Genomic DNA, 18,637 nt, shown 5'->3' on the forward strand with positions numbered 1-18,637 from the left:
TCTCCCTTAAAGCGGCGGCTCGGTTGCGGGCTGCCCGGACAATTCGCTGACGTAGTAGCCCTGGCGCAGGTTGATGCCGTATTCGAGCCAGGCCTTCATGCAGGCCAGCATTTGCGACCAACCCTCGCAGTTCATGTAGGAACTCTTCTGTCCGCGCGCGTTTTCGCGCCAGCCGGTTTCGGCGATCGTCACCATGGTGGCGCCGTCCTCGAGTGGCTGGAAGCGCATCTCGACCTTGGTGCGATAAGGCTCCTCCTCCTTCTCCACCATCGCATCCCAGCGAAGGACGATGCGCTCGTGGGGTTCCACGGCCTCGACCTCTATCGGCACGTTGCCCCACCAGGTAACCGTTGTTCCGGCGACCAAGGGCCCACTGACCCCGCCAAGGGTGACGAAGTACTTGCTGATCTGATCAGGATTGACCACGGCATCGAATACCTCGGCGACAGGCCGGTCGATGCGTCCATTCACACGAAATTCGAAAGACATGACCTCTTCTCCCATTGTGCTGACACAGCATATGTTATAAAAATATAACATGTCAACCGATTCGAAAGATGACCTTGTTTTCAAGGCACTCGCCAACGGCCTGCGCCGACAGATCCTCGACGCCCTGAAGGATGAGCCGCAGACGACCGGCATGCTCTGCGAGCAGTTTGACAGCCTTGATCGCTGCACCGTCATGCAGCATTTAAGAGTTCTCGAAGACGCCGATCTGGTGATCGTTCAGCGTGAGGGCCGCGAGCGCTGGAACCACCTCAACGCCATGCCGATCCAGGCCATCCACAATCGTTGGATCAGCCAGTATGCCGGCCAGGCGATGTCGATCCTTTCCGCCCTTCAGCAAGGGCTCGACCGCCCCTCGGAATGACGGTTTCGGCTTTCCATTGCCCTGCTTTCTTCGTATGAACGCGCGACAACGCAATCTGGGGATATCGTCTTGCGCTACCTCATCACCGGCACGGCCGGCTTCATCGGCTTTCATCTTGCAAAGCGACTGATCGACGAAGGGCATTTCGTCGTCGGCTTCGACGGAATGACGCCCTACTACGACGTCACGCTCAAGGAACAGCGCCACGCGATCCTCGCCCGCTCGAACGGCTTCAAGGCGGTCGTCGGCATGCTGGAAGACCGGGATGCGCTGAACCACGCCGCAGAGCTTGCCGAGCCGGAGGTCATCATCCATCTGGCTGCCCAGGCCGGCGTCCGCTACAGCCTGGAAAACCCCAAGGCCTATGTCGATTCCAACCTCATCGGCTCCTGGAACATGTTGGAGTTGGCGCGCGAAATCGGCCCCAAGCACCTGATGCTGGCCTCGACCTCATCGATCTACGGCGCCAACGAAAAGATCCCTTTCGCCGAGACAGACCGGGCCGACGAGCCGATGACGATCTACGCGGCGACGAAGAAATCGATGGAACTGATGGCGCACAGCTATGCCCATCTCTACAAGGTGCCGACGACGGCCTTCCGTTTCTTCACGGTCTATGGCCCCTGGGGTCGGCCCGACATGGCGCTGTTCAAGTTCATCGACGCCATCCACAACGACCGGCCGATCGACATTTACGGCGAAGGCCGCATGAGCCGCGACTTCACCTATATCGACGATCTCGTCGAAGGCATCCTCAGGCTTTCGCATGTCCTCCCCTCGGAGGAAAACCGGGTGCCATCCGAAAAGGCGCAGGACACGCTGTCGCGGCAGGCGCCATTCCGCGTCGTCAATATCGGCGGCGGCCAGCCGGTCGAACTGATGACCTTCATCGAGACGATCGAAAAGGCAGTCGGTCGCCCGGCGCTTCGCAACATGCTGCCGATGCAGCAGGGCGATGTGCCACGCACCTATGCGTCTCCGGATCTGCTTGAGGCGCTCACCGATTTCAAGCCGTCGATTTCGGTGGAAGACGGTGTCGCGCGCTTTGCAGCCTGGTATGACGAATATTACGGTCGCTCCGAGAAGGCTGGCTCGCCGGCCCGGCAGGCCTGAGGCAACCATCGGCGACGACTGCCGTCGCCACACTTTGCATAAGCGAAGCTCTCGCAACAAAAGGAAGAGCAGATGAAAGTCACGATGATCGGCGCCGGCTATGTCGGCCTTGTTTCGGGTGTGTGTTTTGCCGATTTCGGCCATGACGTGGTTTGCCTCGACAAGGACGAAAGCAAGATCGATGCCCTGATGCAGGGGCGCATCCCGATCTTTGAACCCGGCCTCGACCATCTCGTCGCGAGCAATGTCCAGTCCGGCCGCCTGTCGTTCACCACGGATCTCGTTTCGGCGGTCGCCGACAGCGGCGTGATCTTCATCGCCGTCGGCACGCCGTCGCGTCGCGGCGACGGCCATGCCGATCTCTCCTATGTCTACGCCGCAGCGCGCGAGATCGCCGTCAACCTCAAGGGTTTCACCGTCATCGTGACGAAGTCGACGGTTCCGGTCGGTACCGGCGACGAGGTCGAGCGCATCATCCGCGAAACCAACCCGGAGGCGGATTTCGCCGTGGTTTCCAATCCGGAATTCCTGCGCGAAGGTGCCGCCATCGAGGACTTCAAGCGCCCCGACCGCATCGTCATCGGTCTTGCCGACGATGATGCGCGCGCCCGCGACGTCATGACCGAGGTTTACCGTCCGCTCTACCTCAACCAGGCGCCGCTGGTCTTCACCTCGCGCCGCACCTCCGAACTGATCAAATACGCCGGCAACGCCTTCCTGGCGATGAAGATCACCTTCATCAACGAGATGGCCGATCTCTGCGAGAAGGTCGACGCCAACGTGCAGGACGTTGCCCGCGGCATCGGCCTCGACGGCCGTATCGGTGGAAAATTCCTGCATGCGGGTCCTGGGTATGGCGGCTCCTGCTTCCCGAAGGACACGCTGGCCTTGGTCAAGACCGCCCAGGATTTCGACAGCCCCGTGCGCCTGGTCGAGACCACCGTCGCCATCAACGACAACCGCAAGCGCGCCATGGGCCGCAAGGTTATCGCGGCTGCCGGCGGCGATGTACGCGGACGCAAGGTCGCCGTCCTCGGCCTCACCTTCAAGCCGAACACCGACGACATGCGCGACAGCCCGGCCATCACCGTGGTCCAGACCCTGCAGGACGCCGGCGCCCATGTCGTCGGCTATGATCCGGAAGGCATGGAAAACGCCAAGAAACTGATGGACGGTCTCGATTTCGCCAAGGATCCGTACGAGGCAGCCGCAGAGGCCGACGTGCTGGTGATCGTGACCGAATGGAACGAGTTCCGCGCGCTCGACTTCCGCCGGTTGAAAGCCGTGATGAAGGCGCCGGTACTGGTCGACCTCAGAAACATCTATCGCCCCGACGAAGTTGCAAAGCACGGCTTTGCCTATGCCAGCGTCGGCCGGCCGCAGTGAGGGCTGCAAGACACGGAATCTAACGCCGGGCGCCCTGCCCGGCGATCGTCTGCGACAGGCGGCGACAGACTTAAAGTTTCCTGTTATGCCGCATGTCGTTATCGCAAAACCGCTGCACACTTTTGCGCGACATGCTCTATGCCTTCGGTATCGGCTGGGGCGGCAGTGCCTCCCAGCTTTTGCCGGCAAGGATGACACAGCTTCGGCCGGTGACATCCGTGACGATCAGGGTCCAGGTGCCGCTATCGGCGGCATAGATTTCCATCACCGCATGCGGGTTGATCAATCCGATCCCCGCAGGCTTTTCCTGATACTGTCGCATGAGAAATTCGATCACTTCGGATCGCGCGGCACAGTTCGCCATCACCTGCGAACTTGCCGGGTTTGGAAGTGCCGTCACCGCGGCCGCCAATATGACGGCTCGAGCGAGGCCACGGATCATATTGCGTCCCATGACGCACCTCCTTTCGCCGGGAAACCCGGCGGAAAAGGAGTTTCCGCTGACCTCATCCGCCGTTGACCGGCATTGTTATGATCGGCACTTGCTCGCGACACGATACAAGTGCCGCCACGAGATCAGTATGGCGGAGCAATCCGTATATTACAATTGACTAATTTACGGAGAGTAACCCGGGAACCGATACGACTTCTGGGCGACCCGTATTACTTGCGCTTCATCGCTTCCATGAGCGCGGCACCAAAGGCGCCCTGCGACGGCTGCTGCGGCTTCTGCGGACGCGCTGGCGCGCTGCGATTGCCGTTGTTCGATGCCGGCGCCCTCGCCTCGCGGCCCGTATCGGCACCGATGTCCTTGCGCATGGTCAAGCCAATGCGCTTGCGCGGTACATCCACCTCGGTCACCCGCACCTGAACCACGTCGCCGGCCTTGACCACTTCATGGGGGTCCTTCACGAACCGGTCCGCAAGCTGCGAAACATGAACGAGGCCATCCTGATGGACGCCGATGTCGACGAAGGCGCCAAAGGCGGCAACATTTGTCACGGTGCCTTCGAGCTGCATGCCGACCTTCAGATCCTTGATGTCGTCGATGCCCTCGGCGAAGGTCGCGGTCTTGAAGCTCGGGCGCGGGTCGCGGCCCGGTTTTTCCAGTTCGGCCAGAATGTCCTTCACCGTCGGCAGGCCAAAACGCTCATCGACGAAGACACGCGGATCGAGCTGCTTCAACGCCGCGCTGTCGCCCATCAATGCGCGCACATCGCGCCCGCAGGCCGCGACGATCTTCTTGGCGACACCATAGGCTTCCGGGTGGACCGACGACGCATCGAGCGGCTCCTTGCCATCAGGAATGCGCAGGAAGCCGGCGCACTGTTCAAAGGTGCGGGCGCCGAGACGCGCGACGTTCAAGAGTTCCTTGCGGCTGGCGAACGGTCCGGCGGCATCGCGGTGTGCGACGATCGCTTCTGCCGAAGACTTGCCGAGACCGGAGACGCGCGCAAGCAGCGGTGCGGATGCCGTATTCACATCGACACCGACGGCGTTCACCGCGTCTTCCACGACCGCATCCAGCGAGCGGTTGAGCTTCGACTGGTCGACATCGTGCTGATACTGGCCGACGCCGATCGACTTCGGCTCGATCTTGACGAGCTCAGCCAGCGGGTCCTGCAGGCGCCGGGCGATGGAGACGGCGCCACGCAGGGAGACGTCTAGACCGGGGAACTCAAGTGCGGCCGTCTCCGAGGCGGAATAGACCGAAGCACCGGCTTCGGACACGATGACCTTGGTGGGCTTTGGCGCCGGCAGTTGGGCAAGCATGTCGGCGACAAGCTTCTCCGTCTCGCGGCTGCCGGTGCCATTGCCGATCGCGATCAGCTCGACCTTGTGCTTGCGGACCAGCGATGCCAGCTCGGCCTGCGTGCCGCGGACATCGTTCTTCGGCGGGAACGGATAAACGGTCGTTGTCTCCAAAAGCTTGCCGGTACCATCGACAATGGCGACCTTGACGCCGGTGCGAATGCCCGGATCCAGCCCCATCGTCGCGCGCGAGCCGGCCGGAGCGGCCAGCAGCAGGTCCTTCAGGTTGCGGGCGAAAACGTGGATTGCTTCCTCTTCCGCCCGTTCGCGCAGCTCGCGCATCAGGTCGAGAGACAGCGACATCGACAGCTTCACGCGCCAGGTCCAACCGATAACCTCGGAAAGCCATTTGTCGCCCGGCAGCTGTCCGCCGACATTGTAGGCGGCCGCAATCATGCGCTCGACCGGTTTGACGGGAGACGTATCGTCCTGATCGACGACGATATCGACTGACAACACCTCCTCGTTCCAGCCGCGCAGCATGGCAAGCGCCCGGTGACCCGGTGTGGTCGCCCAGCGTTCGGAATGATCGAAATAGTCCGAGAACTTGGCACCCGCCGCCTGCTTGCCGTCGACGACCTTGGCCCGCAGGAACGCCGCGCCCTTCATGTGATTGCGCAGGCGGCCGAGCAGGTCGGCATTCTCCGCCATGCCTTCGGCGATAATGTCGCGCGCGCCGTCAAGCGCCGTCTTCACATCGGGCACATCTGCCGTCAGAAACTTTGCGGCGCGGTCAGCCGGTGCGACCGTCCGGTCGGCGAGAATAGCTTCGGCAAGCGGCCCAAGGCCCCGCTCCTTGGCGATCTCCGCCTTGGTGCGCCGCTTCGGCTTGTAGGGCAGATAGATATCTTCGAGTTCGGCCTTGGTTTCCACCGCGGCGATCTTGGCTTCGAGTTCGTCGGTCAGCTTGCCCTGTCCGCGGATCGATTCGATGATCGAACCCCGCCTTGCCTCCAGTTCGCGCAGATAGGTCAGACGCTCAGCCAGCGTGCGCAGCTGCGTGTCGTCGAGCCCGCCGGTCACTTCCTTGCGGTAACGCGCGATGAACGGCACCGTCGCGCCCTCATCGAGCAGCTCCACCGCGGCGATTACCTGGGAGGTCGACGCCTTGATCTCGCTGGCAATGATGGCGGCGATGGGTTTTGCTGGGCTGGCCATGGTGGGATCCGTCTTTCCTGTTTTCAGTCGGCGACCATAAAGGCGCAGGTCTTCAAGGCCAAGTGAAGGCTTGCGTGGCGAAACCGGAACTCCACAGGAGAGGTGCGCTCGACCTGTGTTTTCTAAGGATGTCGTTGCACCGAAACCGCGGCGCACTTTCGGGCGACATGCGTTAAATATCCACCAGCTCAAGCGGCGGGCGGGTCATTTCGAATTCCATCAGTTCCCGTTCCTTCGCCTCGATGTAACCGCGTGCGAAAGGCACCGTATCGAGCGACGGCGACAGCTGCAGCTGGAAGATGAAGTGCTTGTCATGCAGGAAGGCCGTCTCCGACGCGGCGAGATAGAACTCCCACATCCGGAAGAAGCGCTCGTCGAACAGCTTTACCGCCTCTTCGCGCCGCGCGAGGAAACGCTCCCGCCACGCCCTTAATGTCCAGGCATAGTGCATCGACAGGATCTCGATATCCTTGACGAGAAGCTGGGTCTTTTCAACGGAAGGCAGAACCTCCGAAAGCGCCGGGATGTAACCGCCGGGGAAGATGTATTTCTCGATCCATGGATTGGTCGCCCAGGGTTTGTAGACCTGCCCGATCGAGTGCAACAGCATCACGCCCTCAGGCTTCAACAATTCCCTGATCTTGCGAAAGAATCGGCCGTAATTGCCGATGCCGACATGTTCGAACATACCGACCGACACGATGCGGTCGAACTGCCGCCCCTGCATCGTCCTATAGTCCTGAAGCTCGAAGCGGACACGATCGGACAAGCCTCGCTTGGCCGCCCGCTCGCGCGAGATCTTCAGCTGCTCTTCGCTGAGTGTGATGCCCGTCACCTCGACGCCGGAGGATTCCGCAAGATACATCGCCATCCCGCCCCAGCCGGAGCCGACCTCAAGCACCTTCTGCCCGGGTTCAAGCAGCAGCTTGGCGGCGATATGGCGCTTCTTGGCGAGTTGCGCCTCATCGAGCGAGATGCCCGGCGGCTCGAAATAGGCGCAGGAATATTGCCAGTCCTGATCGAGGAACAGATTGAAGAGCTTGCGATCGAGATCATAGTGATGGGCGACATTGTGCCGGTTGCGATTGACCGGCATGCGGCTCTTCACCTGCTGGCGCAACACATGCTGAAGAGCAACCAGCGTGTTGGGAACAGTCGCGGCGTTCTCCAGACCGTTTTCCTTTACTATCGAGAGCACATCGAAAATGTCGCCGTCCTCGATGACGACGCGGCCATCCATATAAAGCTCGCCGAAACGAAGCCCCGGGTCGATAGCGATCGCTTTTTCAGCTTCCGCATCGACAATGCGGATCGTTGCCGGCTTTCCCGAGCCGTCACCCAGAATGACCTGCTCACCCGCAGAAAAAAACACCGTCAGATTGCCCTTGCGCACCAGACGGCGAAGCAAATTCAACAATGCCGCATTCATATCCAACCCCTGCCAGACACATCCTGTGTCCTGCTGCGTAGGAGCGGCGACGGGGCCGGTTCTATCGGGGCTTCCGGGAAAGCGTTGCGGCGCGCATGAAGAATGATGCGGAACGCAGGGGCATGACGCGACCTAATTCCGGAAGCGGCGAAAACCGGCTCTGGCGTGGCCTCATGGTATCCGGAACAGATGCGGCGCTCCTCGTGCGCGCGCTGCCGGAAATTCGCCAGGCCAGCCGCCATCGGGCTCCTATCCATCAGAACTTACACTAACTTAGTAAGCTTCAAACGATTGGCAATGGGCTTTTTATGCCCCCTCAAAGATTTGTTTGCTTAGTAAATCGGCCGAATTGGCCTCAGCTCCGACGACCCCGCGACCCGGTAGGGAATGCCGGTCATGCGGCCGGGTGAAATCGAGCATGGGACCAACAGGCACGATGCGGGTCGGATTGACGTGGGCGATGCCGTAATAGCCTCGCTTGATATGGTCGATGCGCACCGTCTCGGCGATGCCGGGCCACTGGTAGATTTCGCGCAGATAGTTGGAAAGCGCCGGATAATCTTCGATCCGGCGAAGATTGCACTTGAAGACGCCGTGGTAGGCCGCATCGAACCGGATCAATGTCACGAACAGACGGATATCGGCCTCCGTCAGGTACTCGCCGGCGATGTAACGATTGGCCGCCAGGTGGCGCTCGAGCTCGTCGAGCATCCCGAACAGGCTCGTGACGGCCTCGTCATAGGCGCTTTGAGACTTGGCGAACCCGGCGCGGTAGACGCCGTTGTTGACGCGCTCGTAAATCGGGTCGTTCCAGTGATCGATCTCCGCACGCAGCGCTTGAGGGTAAAAATCGAGGCGGTTGCCGGTCAGGTCGTCGAAAGCCGAATTCAGGATGCGGATGATGTCGGCGGATTCGTTGTTGACGATGCGCCCTTCCTTCATGTCCCAAAGGACGGGGACCGACACCTTGCCGGTGTAATGGCCATCACTCGCCGTATAGAGCTCGTGATGATAACGGATCAGACCAACACGCCCGCCAGCGTCCACAGGCTCGTCGTAGACCCAACCATCCTCGCCTAGCAGCGGGTCGGAGACGGTAAGCCCGATGACGTCCTGCAGTCCCTTGAGATTGCGAAAAGCGATCGTGCGCGACGCCCAGGGGCAGAGGTACGAAACGAACAGACGAAAGCGCCCGGCCTCCGCCGGAAGACCTGGCTGCCCCTGCGGGCCGGGGCCGCCATCGGCCGTGATCCAGCTGTGGAAACGGGTCGGCTCGCGGAAAAAGGCGCCACCCTTCATCTCGCTCGCAGCAACGTCACCCTTGACCCATTTTCCATCGACGAGCTGCGGCATGAATTCTCTCCTGAACCTACGGGGAATGCCAACTCACTCACACGCGGGCGCGTGCCGGTCAATTCGGCGGCCGGTTGACAGATCGTTCGCATTACACAGCCCACACGCCCAGCGCGTAGCATCACGGTAGCGCCACATTGTCGAGCAATCCCGGTCGCGAGAGGGAGAATCAGGATGAAAAGATTCGTCATTGTCGCCGTGCTTTTTGCTGCCGTCGTCTGGCTCCTCAACACGTCCCTGCTGGCAACGCCCCCCGAGGGCCCGCCTAAGATTCTCGCGCATCGCGGCATCCACCAGACCTATCCGAAAGCGGGCGTGGGGAACGATACCTGCACGGCCGAGATCATCGAAAAGCCACGGCACGATCACCTCGAAAATACCGTCGCCTCAATGCAGGCCGCCTTCGATTCCGGCGCTGCGGTCGTCGAACTCGACATCCACCTGACGCCCGATCGGCAGTTCGCGGTCTTCCACGACTGGACGTTCGACTGCCGCACTGAAGGCAAAGGGGTCACCGAGGAAACGCCAATGACGGTGCTGAAATCGCTCGACATCGGCTACGGCTATACCGCCGACGGCGGCAAGACCTTTCCGTTCCGCGGAAAAGGCACCGGCCACATGCCGACCTTGGAGGAGGTTTTCACCGCCCTGCCCGATCGCCAGTTTCTCGTCAATTTCAAGAGCCGCCGGGCCGAGGAAGGCGCAGCGCTCGCCGCCCTGCTCGAAACACATCCGGAATGGCGGCAAGCCGTCTTTGGGGTCTATGGCGGCGGCGAGCCGACGCGGGAAGCGCTGAAGCTGGTGAAGGGCCTGCGTGGTTACGACAGGAACTCTGTCGTCGGCTGCCTCGCCCGCTACATCGCCTATGGCTGGACCGGCGTCGTTCCGGCCGCCTGCCAGAACACGCTGGTGATCGTTCCGGGAAACTATGCGCCCTGGCTGTGGGGTTGGCCCGACCGTTTTGCACAGCGCATGAAATCAGCCGGCAGCGAGATCATCCTGCTCGGCCCCTATGCCGGCGGAGATTTCACCACGGGCATCGATAGCGCGGAAGATCTTGAACTGGTGCCGGAGAACTTCTCGGGCTACGTCTGGACTAACCGTGCCGAGATGATCGGGCCGATGCTGGCAAAAAGACAGCCGGCGTCCTACAGCGCCGCGCGTCTTATTAGACGCGCAAAGGTCGCTGCAGCACTTTGATTTGCTGCATGTTTTTATCCTTAAATCGAATAGGATTTAAGGAAACATGCAGTAGCGGTTCCTATCCAATCTCGTTTGTCACTGAGGGAGCGTACGGTTGGGGCACCGGCGCCTTGACCTGAGACAAGTCCCGCCTGTCGTTTCGGCAGATGCCCGGCAGCCCGAAGTTCACCCTCCGAGAGGAGCCGGCCGCCAGCAGGGCTGGCGAGCGGCGTTAGCGGTATTGAGAATACTGGCCGATCAGCGTGGGAACTCAAGACCCATTTCGCGGAAGCGCTCGGGATCATCGCCCCAGTTTTCACGCACCTTGACGAACAGGAAGAGGTGCACCGGCTGCTCAAGGATTTCGGAGATTTCCTTCCGCGACGCGGTGGAGATCGCCTTGATCGCATCGCCATTCTTGCCGAGTGCGATCTTCTTCTGGCTTTCGCGCTCGACGTAGATCACCTGTTCGATACGAACGGATCCGTCCTTGCGCTCTTCCCACTTCTCGGTTTCGACATGCGAGGCGTAGGGAAGTTCCTGATGCAGGCGCAGGAACAGTTTTTCGCGAGTGATTTCGGCCGCGAGCTGGCGCATCGGCAGGTCGGAGATCTGGTCTTCCGGATAATACCAGGGACCTTCCGGCAGCGTCTCGGCAAGATAATCCATCAGATCCTTGCAGCCCGAGCCGGTCAGCGCGGAGATCATGAAGGTGCGCTCGAACTTGATCGTCTCGTTGGCCGCCGCTGCAAGCTTCAGCAGATCCTCCGGTCGCACCTGGTCGATCTTGTTCAGAACCAGGATCTTCGGCTGGTGGACTTCCTTCATGCCCTGAAGGATCGTTTCCGCATCGCCCTTCAGGCCACGCTCGCTGTCGATCAGGAGCATGATCACATCGGCGTCCTTGGCGCCACCCCAGGCCGTCGTCACCATTGCCCGGTCGAGCCGGCGCCGTGGCTTGAAGATGCCCGGCGTGTCCATGAACACGATCTGTGCGTTGTCGTGGATGGCAATGCCACGCACGATCGCCCGGGTCGTCTGAACCTTGTGGCTGACGATCGAAACCTTGGCGCCGACGAGGCGGTTGACCAGCGTCGATTTTCCCGCGTTGGTGGCGCCGATCAGCGCCACGAAACCAGAGTGGGTCGGCGCGCTTTCGGCGGCCGTATCTTTTTCCATATCCGTCATGTTTTCCGTCAATTTCCGGCGGAGACTTTCCGCCACACGCCTTCGCGTTCCAACAATTTTGTCGCGGCCACCTGCTCGGCGCCGCGCTTGGATCGATCCGTCCCGGTCTCGGGCGCAACGCCGGCAACCTCCACGGTCACCGTGAAACGCGGGTCGTGGTCGGGGCCGGAGCGGTTGTCCGTCCGATATGTCGGCGCAATGCCAAACTTGGCATGCGCCCATTCCTGCAATTCGGTCTTGGCATCGCGACGGGCGCCGTCGGCACGGGTCGCCCGCTCTTTCCAGTGAAGCAGCACGAATTTACGCGCCGCCTCCAGCCCGCCGTCGAGATAGATGGCGGCGATGAGCGACTCTACCACATCGGCGCGCACATTCATCATCGCCTTTCCGGTGATTTTCTTCACGTCGGAACCGGTGCGGATAAACTGGTGCAGCGCCAGGTCGTCGGCGACCAGGGCGCAGCTCTCGGCGCTGACGAGCTGGTTCAGCCGCACCGAAAGTTCGCCCTCGTTGGCATCACGAAAGGTCTGGAACAGAAGCTCGGAGACGCAAAGCCCCAGCACACGGTCTCCGAGGAATTCGAGCCGCTGGTAGTTCGATCCCCTGGCATTGCGGGCGCTGGAATGGGTCAGCGCCCGATCGAGCCGTTCCTTCTCGCTGAACTGATAGCCAATCACGGCCTCGAGCTTGGCCCGATCCTCCGCGCTTAGCGACCGCGCCTTCATCATTCGACCGCCTTGAACAGGCGGTCGTAGCGCAGGTTCGCCGGCCACTTCCAGATCTCGCGGAACGAGGCGTCATTGCCGAGCGAGAAGAAGATCAGGCTCGCGCGGCCGACAAGGTTCTCGGCCGGCACGAAGCCGACGTCGAAGCGGCTGTCGGCCGAGTTGTCGCGATTGTCGCCCATCATGAAGTAATGACCTTCGGGCACGATGAACTCGCGGGTGTTGTCACCGCGCGAATCCGGGAACTGATCGAGCGTGTCATAGGAAACGCCATTGTCCATGGTTTCGCGGTAGACCGGAACGTCGCCACCGGTGTCGTACTGATCGTCGGCGCGGAAGACACCGTCAGGCGCGCGATCGATCGGCTTGTCGTTGACGTAGAGAATGCTGTTGCGGACCTGGATGCGATCGCCCGGCAGGCCGACCAGACGCTTGATGTAGTCGATGTCCGGGTTTGGCGGAAAGCGGAAGACGACGATGTCGCCGCGCTCCGGCTCGCTGGCGAAGATTCGGCCCGAGAACAGATCCGGCGAGAACGGCAGCGAATACTTGGAGTAGCCGTAGGCGAACTTGTTGACGAAGATGTAGTCGCCGACAAGCAGGGTCGGCATCATCGAGCCCGACGGAATGGTGAAGGGCTGAAAGAAGACGGTGCGAATGACCACGGCCAGGAGCAGCGCCTGGATGATGACCTTCACATTCTCCCAGAGACCGCTCTGCTTCGCTTCTGTCTTTTCTGCCACGCTGCTGTCTTCCTTTGTCATCGGCGCGCTGGATAGGCGCTCCGCTCAATCAACTGTCATTCGCGCTTTCGGTTCCAGCCTCACCGGCGGATGCGCAATTCTGTATCCATGCTGCAAGGGCGCTCTGCCCCCTGCAATCGGGCACGCCCGGATTTCTCAACGGAATGCTCTAAACCGTTCCCTCTGGCGGGGCAACGGGGAGTGCTTCGATAATCACGAAGGCCTGCGCCAGCGGGAAATCGTCGGTAATCGTCAGATGGATTGCCGCCCGATGCCCCTTGGGCACCATCGCCTGGAGCCGTTCGGCAGCACCACCGCTCAAATGCATCGTGGGCTTGCCACCGGGCATATTGATGACGCCCATGTCTTTCCAGAAGACGCCATGCGCTATTCCGGTGCCGAGCGCCTTGGAACAGGCCTCCTTGGCAGCGAAGCGCTTGGCGTAGGAGGCGGCGCGGTTCTTGCGACCTTCGGACTTGGCAATTTCCACCTCGGTGAAGCAACGATTGACGAAACGCTCGCCGAAACGCGAGAGCGAGTTTTCGATGCGCCTGATGTCGATGAGGTCGCTGCCGATACCGATGATCATGATGTGGACCTTGCACCGGACGCGCGCGCGCGCCTGCGGCGGGACTGGAAAAGACGGGCTGCCTGATAGGCAAGAGGATAGAAGATCAGTGCGCCGGCGGCGGCAAGCGGAACCGATCCGATGAGCATAGGCTTGAACACAGGCCCCCAAAGCGCCGACAATTCGAGGTGCTCGACCATATGCGCGACGTCCGCGCCGGTTGCGGGACCTGACGCCTGCGGTCCCATGATGACCGTGCCAAGTTCGTAGGACGCGGTCAGGATCATCGGGATGGTCACCGGGTTGGCAAGCGCCGTGGTGATCGCTGCCGCAAGCAGATTGCCGGAGAACGCGGAGGCAACCGCGACCGCGATGATGATATGCAGCCCAAAGAAGGGCGTGAAGGAGGACGCGGCACCTGCAGCGACCCCGACCGCAATCGAGTGCGGTGACGACGACAGGCGCAGGATGCGCAGCGCCATGTATCTCGGGCCACGCCGAAAGCCCTTGCGCGGCCATAAAAGCGCGCGAAGCCTCTCGGATATCGTGACCGGTTTTCTACGTCTGAATAACATTATGCCGTCATGACCGCATCTTGAAACCGCCAGTCGGCACAAGACGGCGTGTCCGCCTGTTTAAAGGCCGCAAGATAGGCGTCATGCCCCTTGCTTGCAACCCGCTGGCGTGTGGTGCAGCGATCACGATTGAGCCATTCGCCTGGCGCATGGCTCGCCATTCCCGCCATCATGCGGGAACAGGCAGCGGCTTAGTAGCCGTTGCGGAACAGGCCGCGATCGATCTGGCGCTGACGGTATTCGAGATCGATGCGATCGACCGAACCGTTGAGATAGGCGAGCTCGCGCTCTTCCTGAGTGGCGACGCGCAGAGCGCGGGTGATCTTCTTCAACTGATTTAACATGGCAAACCTCTTCGTTTACCTCCCATGCAGAAGATAGTTTAGAGGTCACTGTTCCACCAGAGCCAGGAAGAGACAGCAGCCATGCGCAACAAGCATGCCTTGCCGTTTTTCAAGCCCCGACCTGCCTGTTTTGAAGGCAACTGCGCAAAACGGACGCGCACAGGCCCAAACTTCACCGCCGAATGCGAGTATCGCCAACCCTCACGGACGGCCAGACAGACGGAGGCAAGAAGAAGAAAGTGCCGGTCATGATCCGCCTGCCAAGGCGAGACCCCGACGGAAGGCGGAAGCAACGGCGCCGGTGGTGACGGTTCGGCAGCTATGCGAAAGTCGAGCGGCGCCCCTTCACTCGAAGAGGCGCTTGACCGTGGAGATGCTCGGCAATTCCTTCAACTGCGTGATCAGGTGGTTCAGCTGCCTCAGATCCCAGACCTCGAGATCGAACTGCAACTCACTGAAGTCGGCAGCCACACGCCCCATGGAAAGCGAGCGGATGTTGACGTCGCTCGTCGCGATCGACTGGGCGACCTCCGCCAGCGTGCCCGGCTCGTTCAAGGCGCTGATGGCGATGCGCGCCATGAAGCGGCTGCTGTTGGCCTCGTCCAGATCCCAACGCACGTCGATCCAGCGCTCCGGCTCGTCGTCGAACTTCTGCAGGATCGGCGACTGGATCGGGTAGATGGTGATCCCCTTGTCCTTCTCCATGATGCCGACGATACGGTCGCCCGGAACTGCACCCGCCGCGCTGAAATGCACGCCGGCGTTACCCGAGAGCCCTCGGATCGGCAGCGCTTCCGGACCTTCCGCTTGCGCCGGCTCGCCCGCCTCCTTGGATCGGCCAGGCAACTTGAACACCATGCCGGCGGCACTGCGCATGTTGAACCAGCCATCGTCGGCGTTCGGCTTGACGGTGACGCGCTCGTCCTGATGGTCGGGGAAAACCGCGCGCAGCACGTCGAGCGACGACAGTTCGCCGCGGCCAACCGACGCGATCGCATCCTCGACCTCTTTATGTCCAAGCCGATGCAGCGCGGGCTTCAGCGCTTCGCGTGAAAACGTCTTGCTGGCGCGCTCGAAGGTTCGCTCCAGAATGCGATAGCCGAGGCCGGCATATTGCTTGCGGATGGCAGCGCGCGTCGCGCGCCGGATGGCGGAGCGCGCCTTGCCGGTGACGACGATTTCTTCCCACGCCGGCGGCGGCACCTGGATGCCCGAACGGATGATCTCGACTTCGTCGCCGTTGTTGAGGCGCGTGACCAGCGGCATGATGCGGCCGTTGATCTTGGCGCCGACGCAGGTGTCGCCGATGTTGGTGTGGACCGCATAGGCAAAGTCGATCGGCGTCGCGCCACGCGGCAGCGCAATCAGCTGCCCCTTCGGCGTGAAGCAGAACACCTGGTCCTGGAAAAGCTCGAGCTTGGTATGCTCGAGAAACTCTTCCGGGTTGTCGCCTTCGGCGAGCGACTCGATCGTGCGCCGCAGCCAGGAATAGGCGTTCGAGGTCGGCGACAGGGCGGTTTCCGTCGAGACCCCCTCGCCGTCCTTGTAGAGCGAGTGAGCGGCGATACCGTATTCGGCGATATCGTTCATCCGGCGCGTGCGAATCTGCAGTTCGATGCGCTGGCGCGACGGGCCGACGATGGTCGTATGGATCGACTGGTAATCGTTCTGCTTTGGCGTCGAGATATAATCCTTGAAGCGGCCAGGCACGACGCGCCAGCGGGTGTGCACGATGCCAAGCGCGCGATAGCACGACGGGATATCGTCGACGACGATACGAAAGCCCCAGACGTCGGAAAGCTGCTCGAAGGACAGGGATTTCGACTGCATCTTGCGGAAGACCGAATAGGGCTTCTTCTGCCGCCCCTTGACTTGCGCGCCCTTCAACCCCTCGGTCTGGAGCAGCTCAGTCAATTCGTCCTCGATCTTCTTGATCAGGCCTTCATTGCGCTCGGACAGCTCTTCCAGGCGGCGGGTGACGGTTTCGAAGGCCTCCGGATTGATATGGCGGAACGAGAGGTTTTCGAGCTCCTCGCGCATATCCTGCATGCCCATGCGGCCGGCGAGCGGCGCATAGATGTCCATCGTCTCTTCGGAGATGCGTGCCCGCTTCTCGGGCGTCATATGGTCGAGCGTGCGCATGTTGTGCAGACGATCGGCAAGCTTGACCAAGAGGACGCGCACGTCGTCGGAGATCGCGAGCAGCAACTTGCGCAGGTTTTCCGCCTGCTTGGCTTTCTTGGTGACGAGATCGAGCTTCTTGATCTTGGTCAGGCCCTCGACAAGCGCACCGATGTCCTCGCCGAAGAGATCATCGATCTCCTGCCGGGTCGCGGTCGTATCCTCGATCGTGTCGTGCAAGAGCGCGACTGCGATCGTCGATTCGTCGAGATGCATTTCCGTAAGGATCGCCGCCACTTCCAGCGGGTGGGAAATGTAGGGGTCGCCGCTTGCCCGCTTCTGCTGCCCGTGCTTCTGCATCGCGTAGACGTAAGCCTTGTTCAACAGGGCTTCATTGACGTCGGGCTTGTATTTCTGAACGCGCTCAACGAGCTCGTACTGGCGCATCATTCGCTGGCGGCTCCATGGGAAAAGACAATAAAAAAAGTGCGCCAATCATACGAGTGGCGCACTGCTTTGAAAACACGCGGGAACGCTTGTTCCGTTACGGATCTCAGTAGTCGTCGCTCTTTTCCGGGGGCACGAGGCCCTCGATGCCGGCCAGAAGTTCCTCTTCCGACATGCGGTCGAAAGTGATTGCCTCCGGCTGGTCGTCGTCTTCCGCCGTCTCGGCAAAAGTCGTGTCGGCATCGGCTTGCACCAGCGAAGCCGGATCGGGCTCGGGCTCGTCCACTTCGACGTGCTTCTGCAGCGAGTGGATCAGGTCTTCCTTGAGGTCGCCGGGCGAGAGCGTCTCGTCGGCGATTTCGCGGAGAGCCACGACGGGGTTCTTGTCATTGTCGCGATCGATGGTGATCGCTGCGCCCTGCGAGATCAGGCGGGCGCGGTGGCTGGCGAGCAGCACGAGTTCGAAACGGTTGTCGACCTTGTCAATGCAATCTTCGACGGTGACGCGGGCCATTGCCTGTCCTTTTGGGCTCAAAGCGCGGCGATCATCGCCGCAGCACGGATTAACGACACGAGACCGGAACGGCCGCCGGATGACGGCCTCGTCGGCTCCGATTTCTGGAATTAGCCGCCCGGATACAATCAAAACAGCATAAGTTCAAGTTTTTCCTGCACGGAGCGCTCACATCATCCTTTACTGCGTGATAAAATGCGACGCGGACGGGCTGGACTTTGTATTCACACACCCTAGTTGCATTTTCTAATACAAACCGGAAACGCCTGGTAGAAACTGCAGATTTCCGATGTGGACGAACTGCAGCAACTGCTAAAACTAGCTATATTCGCGTGCCGCCGCTTGGAATAATGCAAGTGGTTAACTACATTATTTGCAATATCAGCAATTATTAATGTAATCGCCGTATTTTCGCGCATCCGCCGACGGGCCGCTTACCCGAATGTGATGCGCACCAAAAAGGAATAACGATGTTTGACCCTCGCGAGAAAATCGCTCTTTTTATCGACGGCGCCAACCTCTACGCCGCGTCGAAGAGCCTCGGTTTCGACATCGACTATCGCAAACTGCTCAAGGCATTTCAAAAGCGTGGCTATCTGCTACGCGCCTACTACTATACGGCTCTCATCGAAGACCAGGAATATTCGTCGATCCGTCCGCTGATCGACTGGCTTGACTATAACGGTTACAAGGTCGTGACCAAGCCTGCGAAGGAATTCACGGACTCGCTCGGTCGCCGCAAGATCAAGGGCAACATGGACATCGAACTTGCGATCGATGCCATGGAACAGTCAGAAACCGTCGATCATCTGGTGATCTTCTCGGGCGATGGCGACTTCACCACGCTCGTCGAAGCGCTGCAGCGGAAGGGTCGCAAGGTTTCGGTGGTATCGACGATGTCGACCCAGCCACCGATGATCGCCGATGACCTGCGCCGACAGGCGGATCACTTCATCGATCTCGTCACGCTGCGGGCCGAAATCGGCCGTGACCCATCGGAACGCGTTCCCCGGCAACATGTCGAGCCGGTAGCCGACCCCGTTGGGATCTGAGCGAACCAGTCACTCGCCAAACAACGAAAAAAATTTTTAGGCAGGGCGTCGGGGCG

17 protein-coding genes and 1 pseudogene are annotated in these 18,637 nt (G+C 60.9%); 5 read left to right on the plus strand and 13 right to left on the minus strand.

Annotation, left to right across the window (positions count from 1 at the left end; all coding sequences use genetic code 11):
- Positions 1-6 precede the first annotated feature (6 nt).
- Positions 7-489 carry an SRPBCC domain-containing protein gene (locus ASD03_RS01350; RefSeq protein WP_025426397.1) on the minus strand — a complete coding sequence of 161 codons (483 nt, stop codon included), beginning with the start codon at positions 487-489 and terminating at the stop codon, positions 7-9.
- Positions 490-538: 49 nt separating this feature from the next.
- Between ASD03_RS01350 and ASD03_RS01355 the strand changes: the two genes are divergently transcribed.
- The 3 genes from ASD03_RS01355 (at position 539) to rkpK (ending at position 3,370) form a co-directional block, all read left to right on the plus strand.
- Positions 539-871, plus strand: coding sequence for a helix-turn-helix domain-containing protein (locus tag ASD03_RS01355; RefSeq protein WP_025426396.1), 333 nt, complete (start codon positions 539-541; stop codon positions 869-871).
- Between the two features lie 69 nt (positions 872-940).
- Positions 941-1,984 (plus strand): NAD-dependent epimerase, encoded by a 1,044-nt coding sequence (locus tag ASD03_RS01360; protein ID WP_057211454.1) that lies wholly within the window; start codon positions 941-943, stop codon positions 1,982-1,984.
- A gap of 72 nt (positions 1,985-2,056) precedes the next feature.
- Positions 2,057-3,370 (plus strand): UDP-glucose 6-dehydrogenase, encoded by a 1,314-nt coding sequence (gene rkpK, locus ASD03_RS01365; RefSeq protein WP_057212407.1) that lies wholly within the window; start codon positions 2,057-2,059, stop codon positions 3,368-3,370.
- Positions 3,371-3,506: 136 nt separating this feature from the next.
- Here rkpK and ASD03_RS01370 read toward each other — a convergent pair whose 3' ends face one another.
- The 4 genes from ASD03_RS01370 to ASD03_RS01385 form a co-directional block, all read right to left on the minus strand.
- Positions 3,507-3,824: a hypothetical protein gene (locus ASD03_RS01370; RefSeq protein ID WP_025426393.1), complete on the minus strand. Its 318-nt coding sequence runs from the start codon at positions 3,822-3,824 to the stop codon at positions 3,507-3,509.
- A 209-nt stretch (positions 3,825-4,033) separates the two neighbouring features.
- Positions 4,034-6,340: a Tex family protein gene (locus tag ASD03_RS01375; protein ID WP_025426392.1), complete on the minus strand. Its 2,307-nt coding sequence runs from the start codon at positions 6,338-6,340 to the stop codon at positions 4,034-4,036.
- A 172-nt stretch (positions 6,341-6,512) separates the two neighbouring features.
- On the minus strand, positions 6,513-7,769 hold the full coding sequence (locus ASD03_RS01380) for a cyclopropane-fatty-acyl-phospholipid synthase family protein (protein WP_025426391.1): 1,257 nt from the start codon (positions 7,767-7,769) through the stop codon (positions 6,513-6,515).
- A 306-nt stretch (positions 7,770-8,075) separates the two neighbouring features.
- Positions 8,076-9,122 carry a glutathione S-transferase family protein gene (locus ASD03_RS01385; protein ID WP_057211459.1) on the minus strand — a complete coding sequence of 349 codons (1,047 nt, stop codon included), beginning with the start codon at positions 9,120-9,122 and terminating at the stop codon, positions 8,076-8,078.
- Between the two features lie 174 nt (positions 9,123-9,296).
- On the opposite strand from ASD03_RS01385, the gene ASD03_RS01390 reads away from it, so the two are divergent.
- Complete coding sequence (locus tag ASD03_RS01390) at positions 9,297-10,322, plus strand: glycerophosphodiester phosphodiesterase family protein (protein ID WP_025426389.1); 1,026 nt, start codon at positions 9,297-9,299, stop codon at positions 10,320-10,322.
- A gap of 240 nt (positions 10,323-10,562) precedes the next feature.
- Here the strand turns inward: ASD03_RS01390 and era are convergent, their stop codons facing one another.
- From era to rpoZ, 8 genes and pseudogenes are all read right to left on the minus strand, one after another.
- A complete protein-coding gene (era, locus tag ASD03_RS01395) occupies positions 10,563-11,492 on the minus strand; it encodes a GTPase Era (protein WP_025426388.1) in 930 nt (309 codons plus the stop codon).
- Between the two features lie 8 nt (positions 11,493-11,500).
- The gene (gene rnc, locus ASD03_RS01400) at positions 11,501-12,220 is read right to left on the minus strand and encodes a ribonuclease III (RefSeq protein WP_025426387.1); all 720 of its coding nucleotides are present in this window, start codon (positions 12,218-12,220) and stop codon (positions 11,501-11,503) included.
- On the minus strand, positions 12,217-12,960 hold the full coding sequence (gene lepB / locus ASD03_RS01405; RefSeq protein ID WP_057212552.1) for a signal peptidase I: 744 nt from the start codon (positions 12,958-12,960) through the stop codon (positions 12,217-12,219). Before lepB ends, rnc begins: the two co-directional genes overlap by 4 nt.
- Positions 12,961-13,129: 169 nt before the next feature.
- Positions 13,130-13,549 carry a holo-ACP synthase gene (gene acpS / locus ASD03_RS01410; protein ID WP_025426385.1) on the minus strand — a complete coding sequence of 140 codons (420 nt, stop codon included), beginning with the start codon at positions 13,547-13,549 and terminating at the stop codon, positions 13,130-13,132.
- Positions 13,546-14,188: pseudogene (locus ASD03_RS01415) on the minus strand (DUF2062 domain-containing protein). The gene acpS and the pseudogene ASD03_RS01415 overlap by 4 nt, the downstream one beginning before the upstream one ends.
- Positions 14,189-14,294: 106 nt before the next feature.
- Positions 14,295-14,447, minus strand: a complete 153-nt coding sequence (locus ASD03_RS37275) for a DUF3563 family protein (RefSeq protein WP_067698885.1) — start codon at positions 14,445-14,447, stop codon at positions 14,295-14,297.
- 345 nt (positions 14,448-14,792) lie between these two features.
- On the minus strand, positions 14,793-17,018 hold the full coding sequence (locus ASD03_RS01420) for a bifunctional (p)ppGpp synthetase/guanosine-3',5'-bis(diphosphate) 3'-pyrophosphohydrolase (protein WP_025426383.1): 2,226 nt from the start codon (positions 17,016-17,018) through the stop codon (positions 14,793-14,795).
- A gap of 103 nt (positions 17,019-17,121) precedes the next feature.
- Positions 17,122-17,529 (minus strand): DNA-directed RNA polymerase subunit omega, encoded by a 408-nt coding sequence (rpoZ, locus tag ASD03_RS01425; protein WP_025426382.1) that lies wholly within the window; start codon positions 17,527-17,529, stop codon positions 17,122-17,124.
- Between the two features lie 470 nt (positions 17,530-17,999).
- Here rpoZ and ASD03_RS01430 point away from each other — a divergent pair, with 470 nt between their 5' ends.
- A complete protein-coding gene (locus tag ASD03_RS01430; protein WP_025426381.1) occupies positions 18,000-18,581 on the plus strand; it encodes an NYN domain-containing protein in 582 nt (193 codons plus the stop codon).
- Positions 18,582-18,637 lie beyond the last annotated feature (56 nt).

It is taken from the genome of Ensifer sp. Root127, from assembly GCF_001425225.1.
In the GTDB taxonomy this organism is placed as follows: domain Bacteria; phylum Pseudomonadota; class Alphaproteobacteria; order Rhizobiales; family Rhizobiaceae; genus Ensifer; species Ensifer canadensis.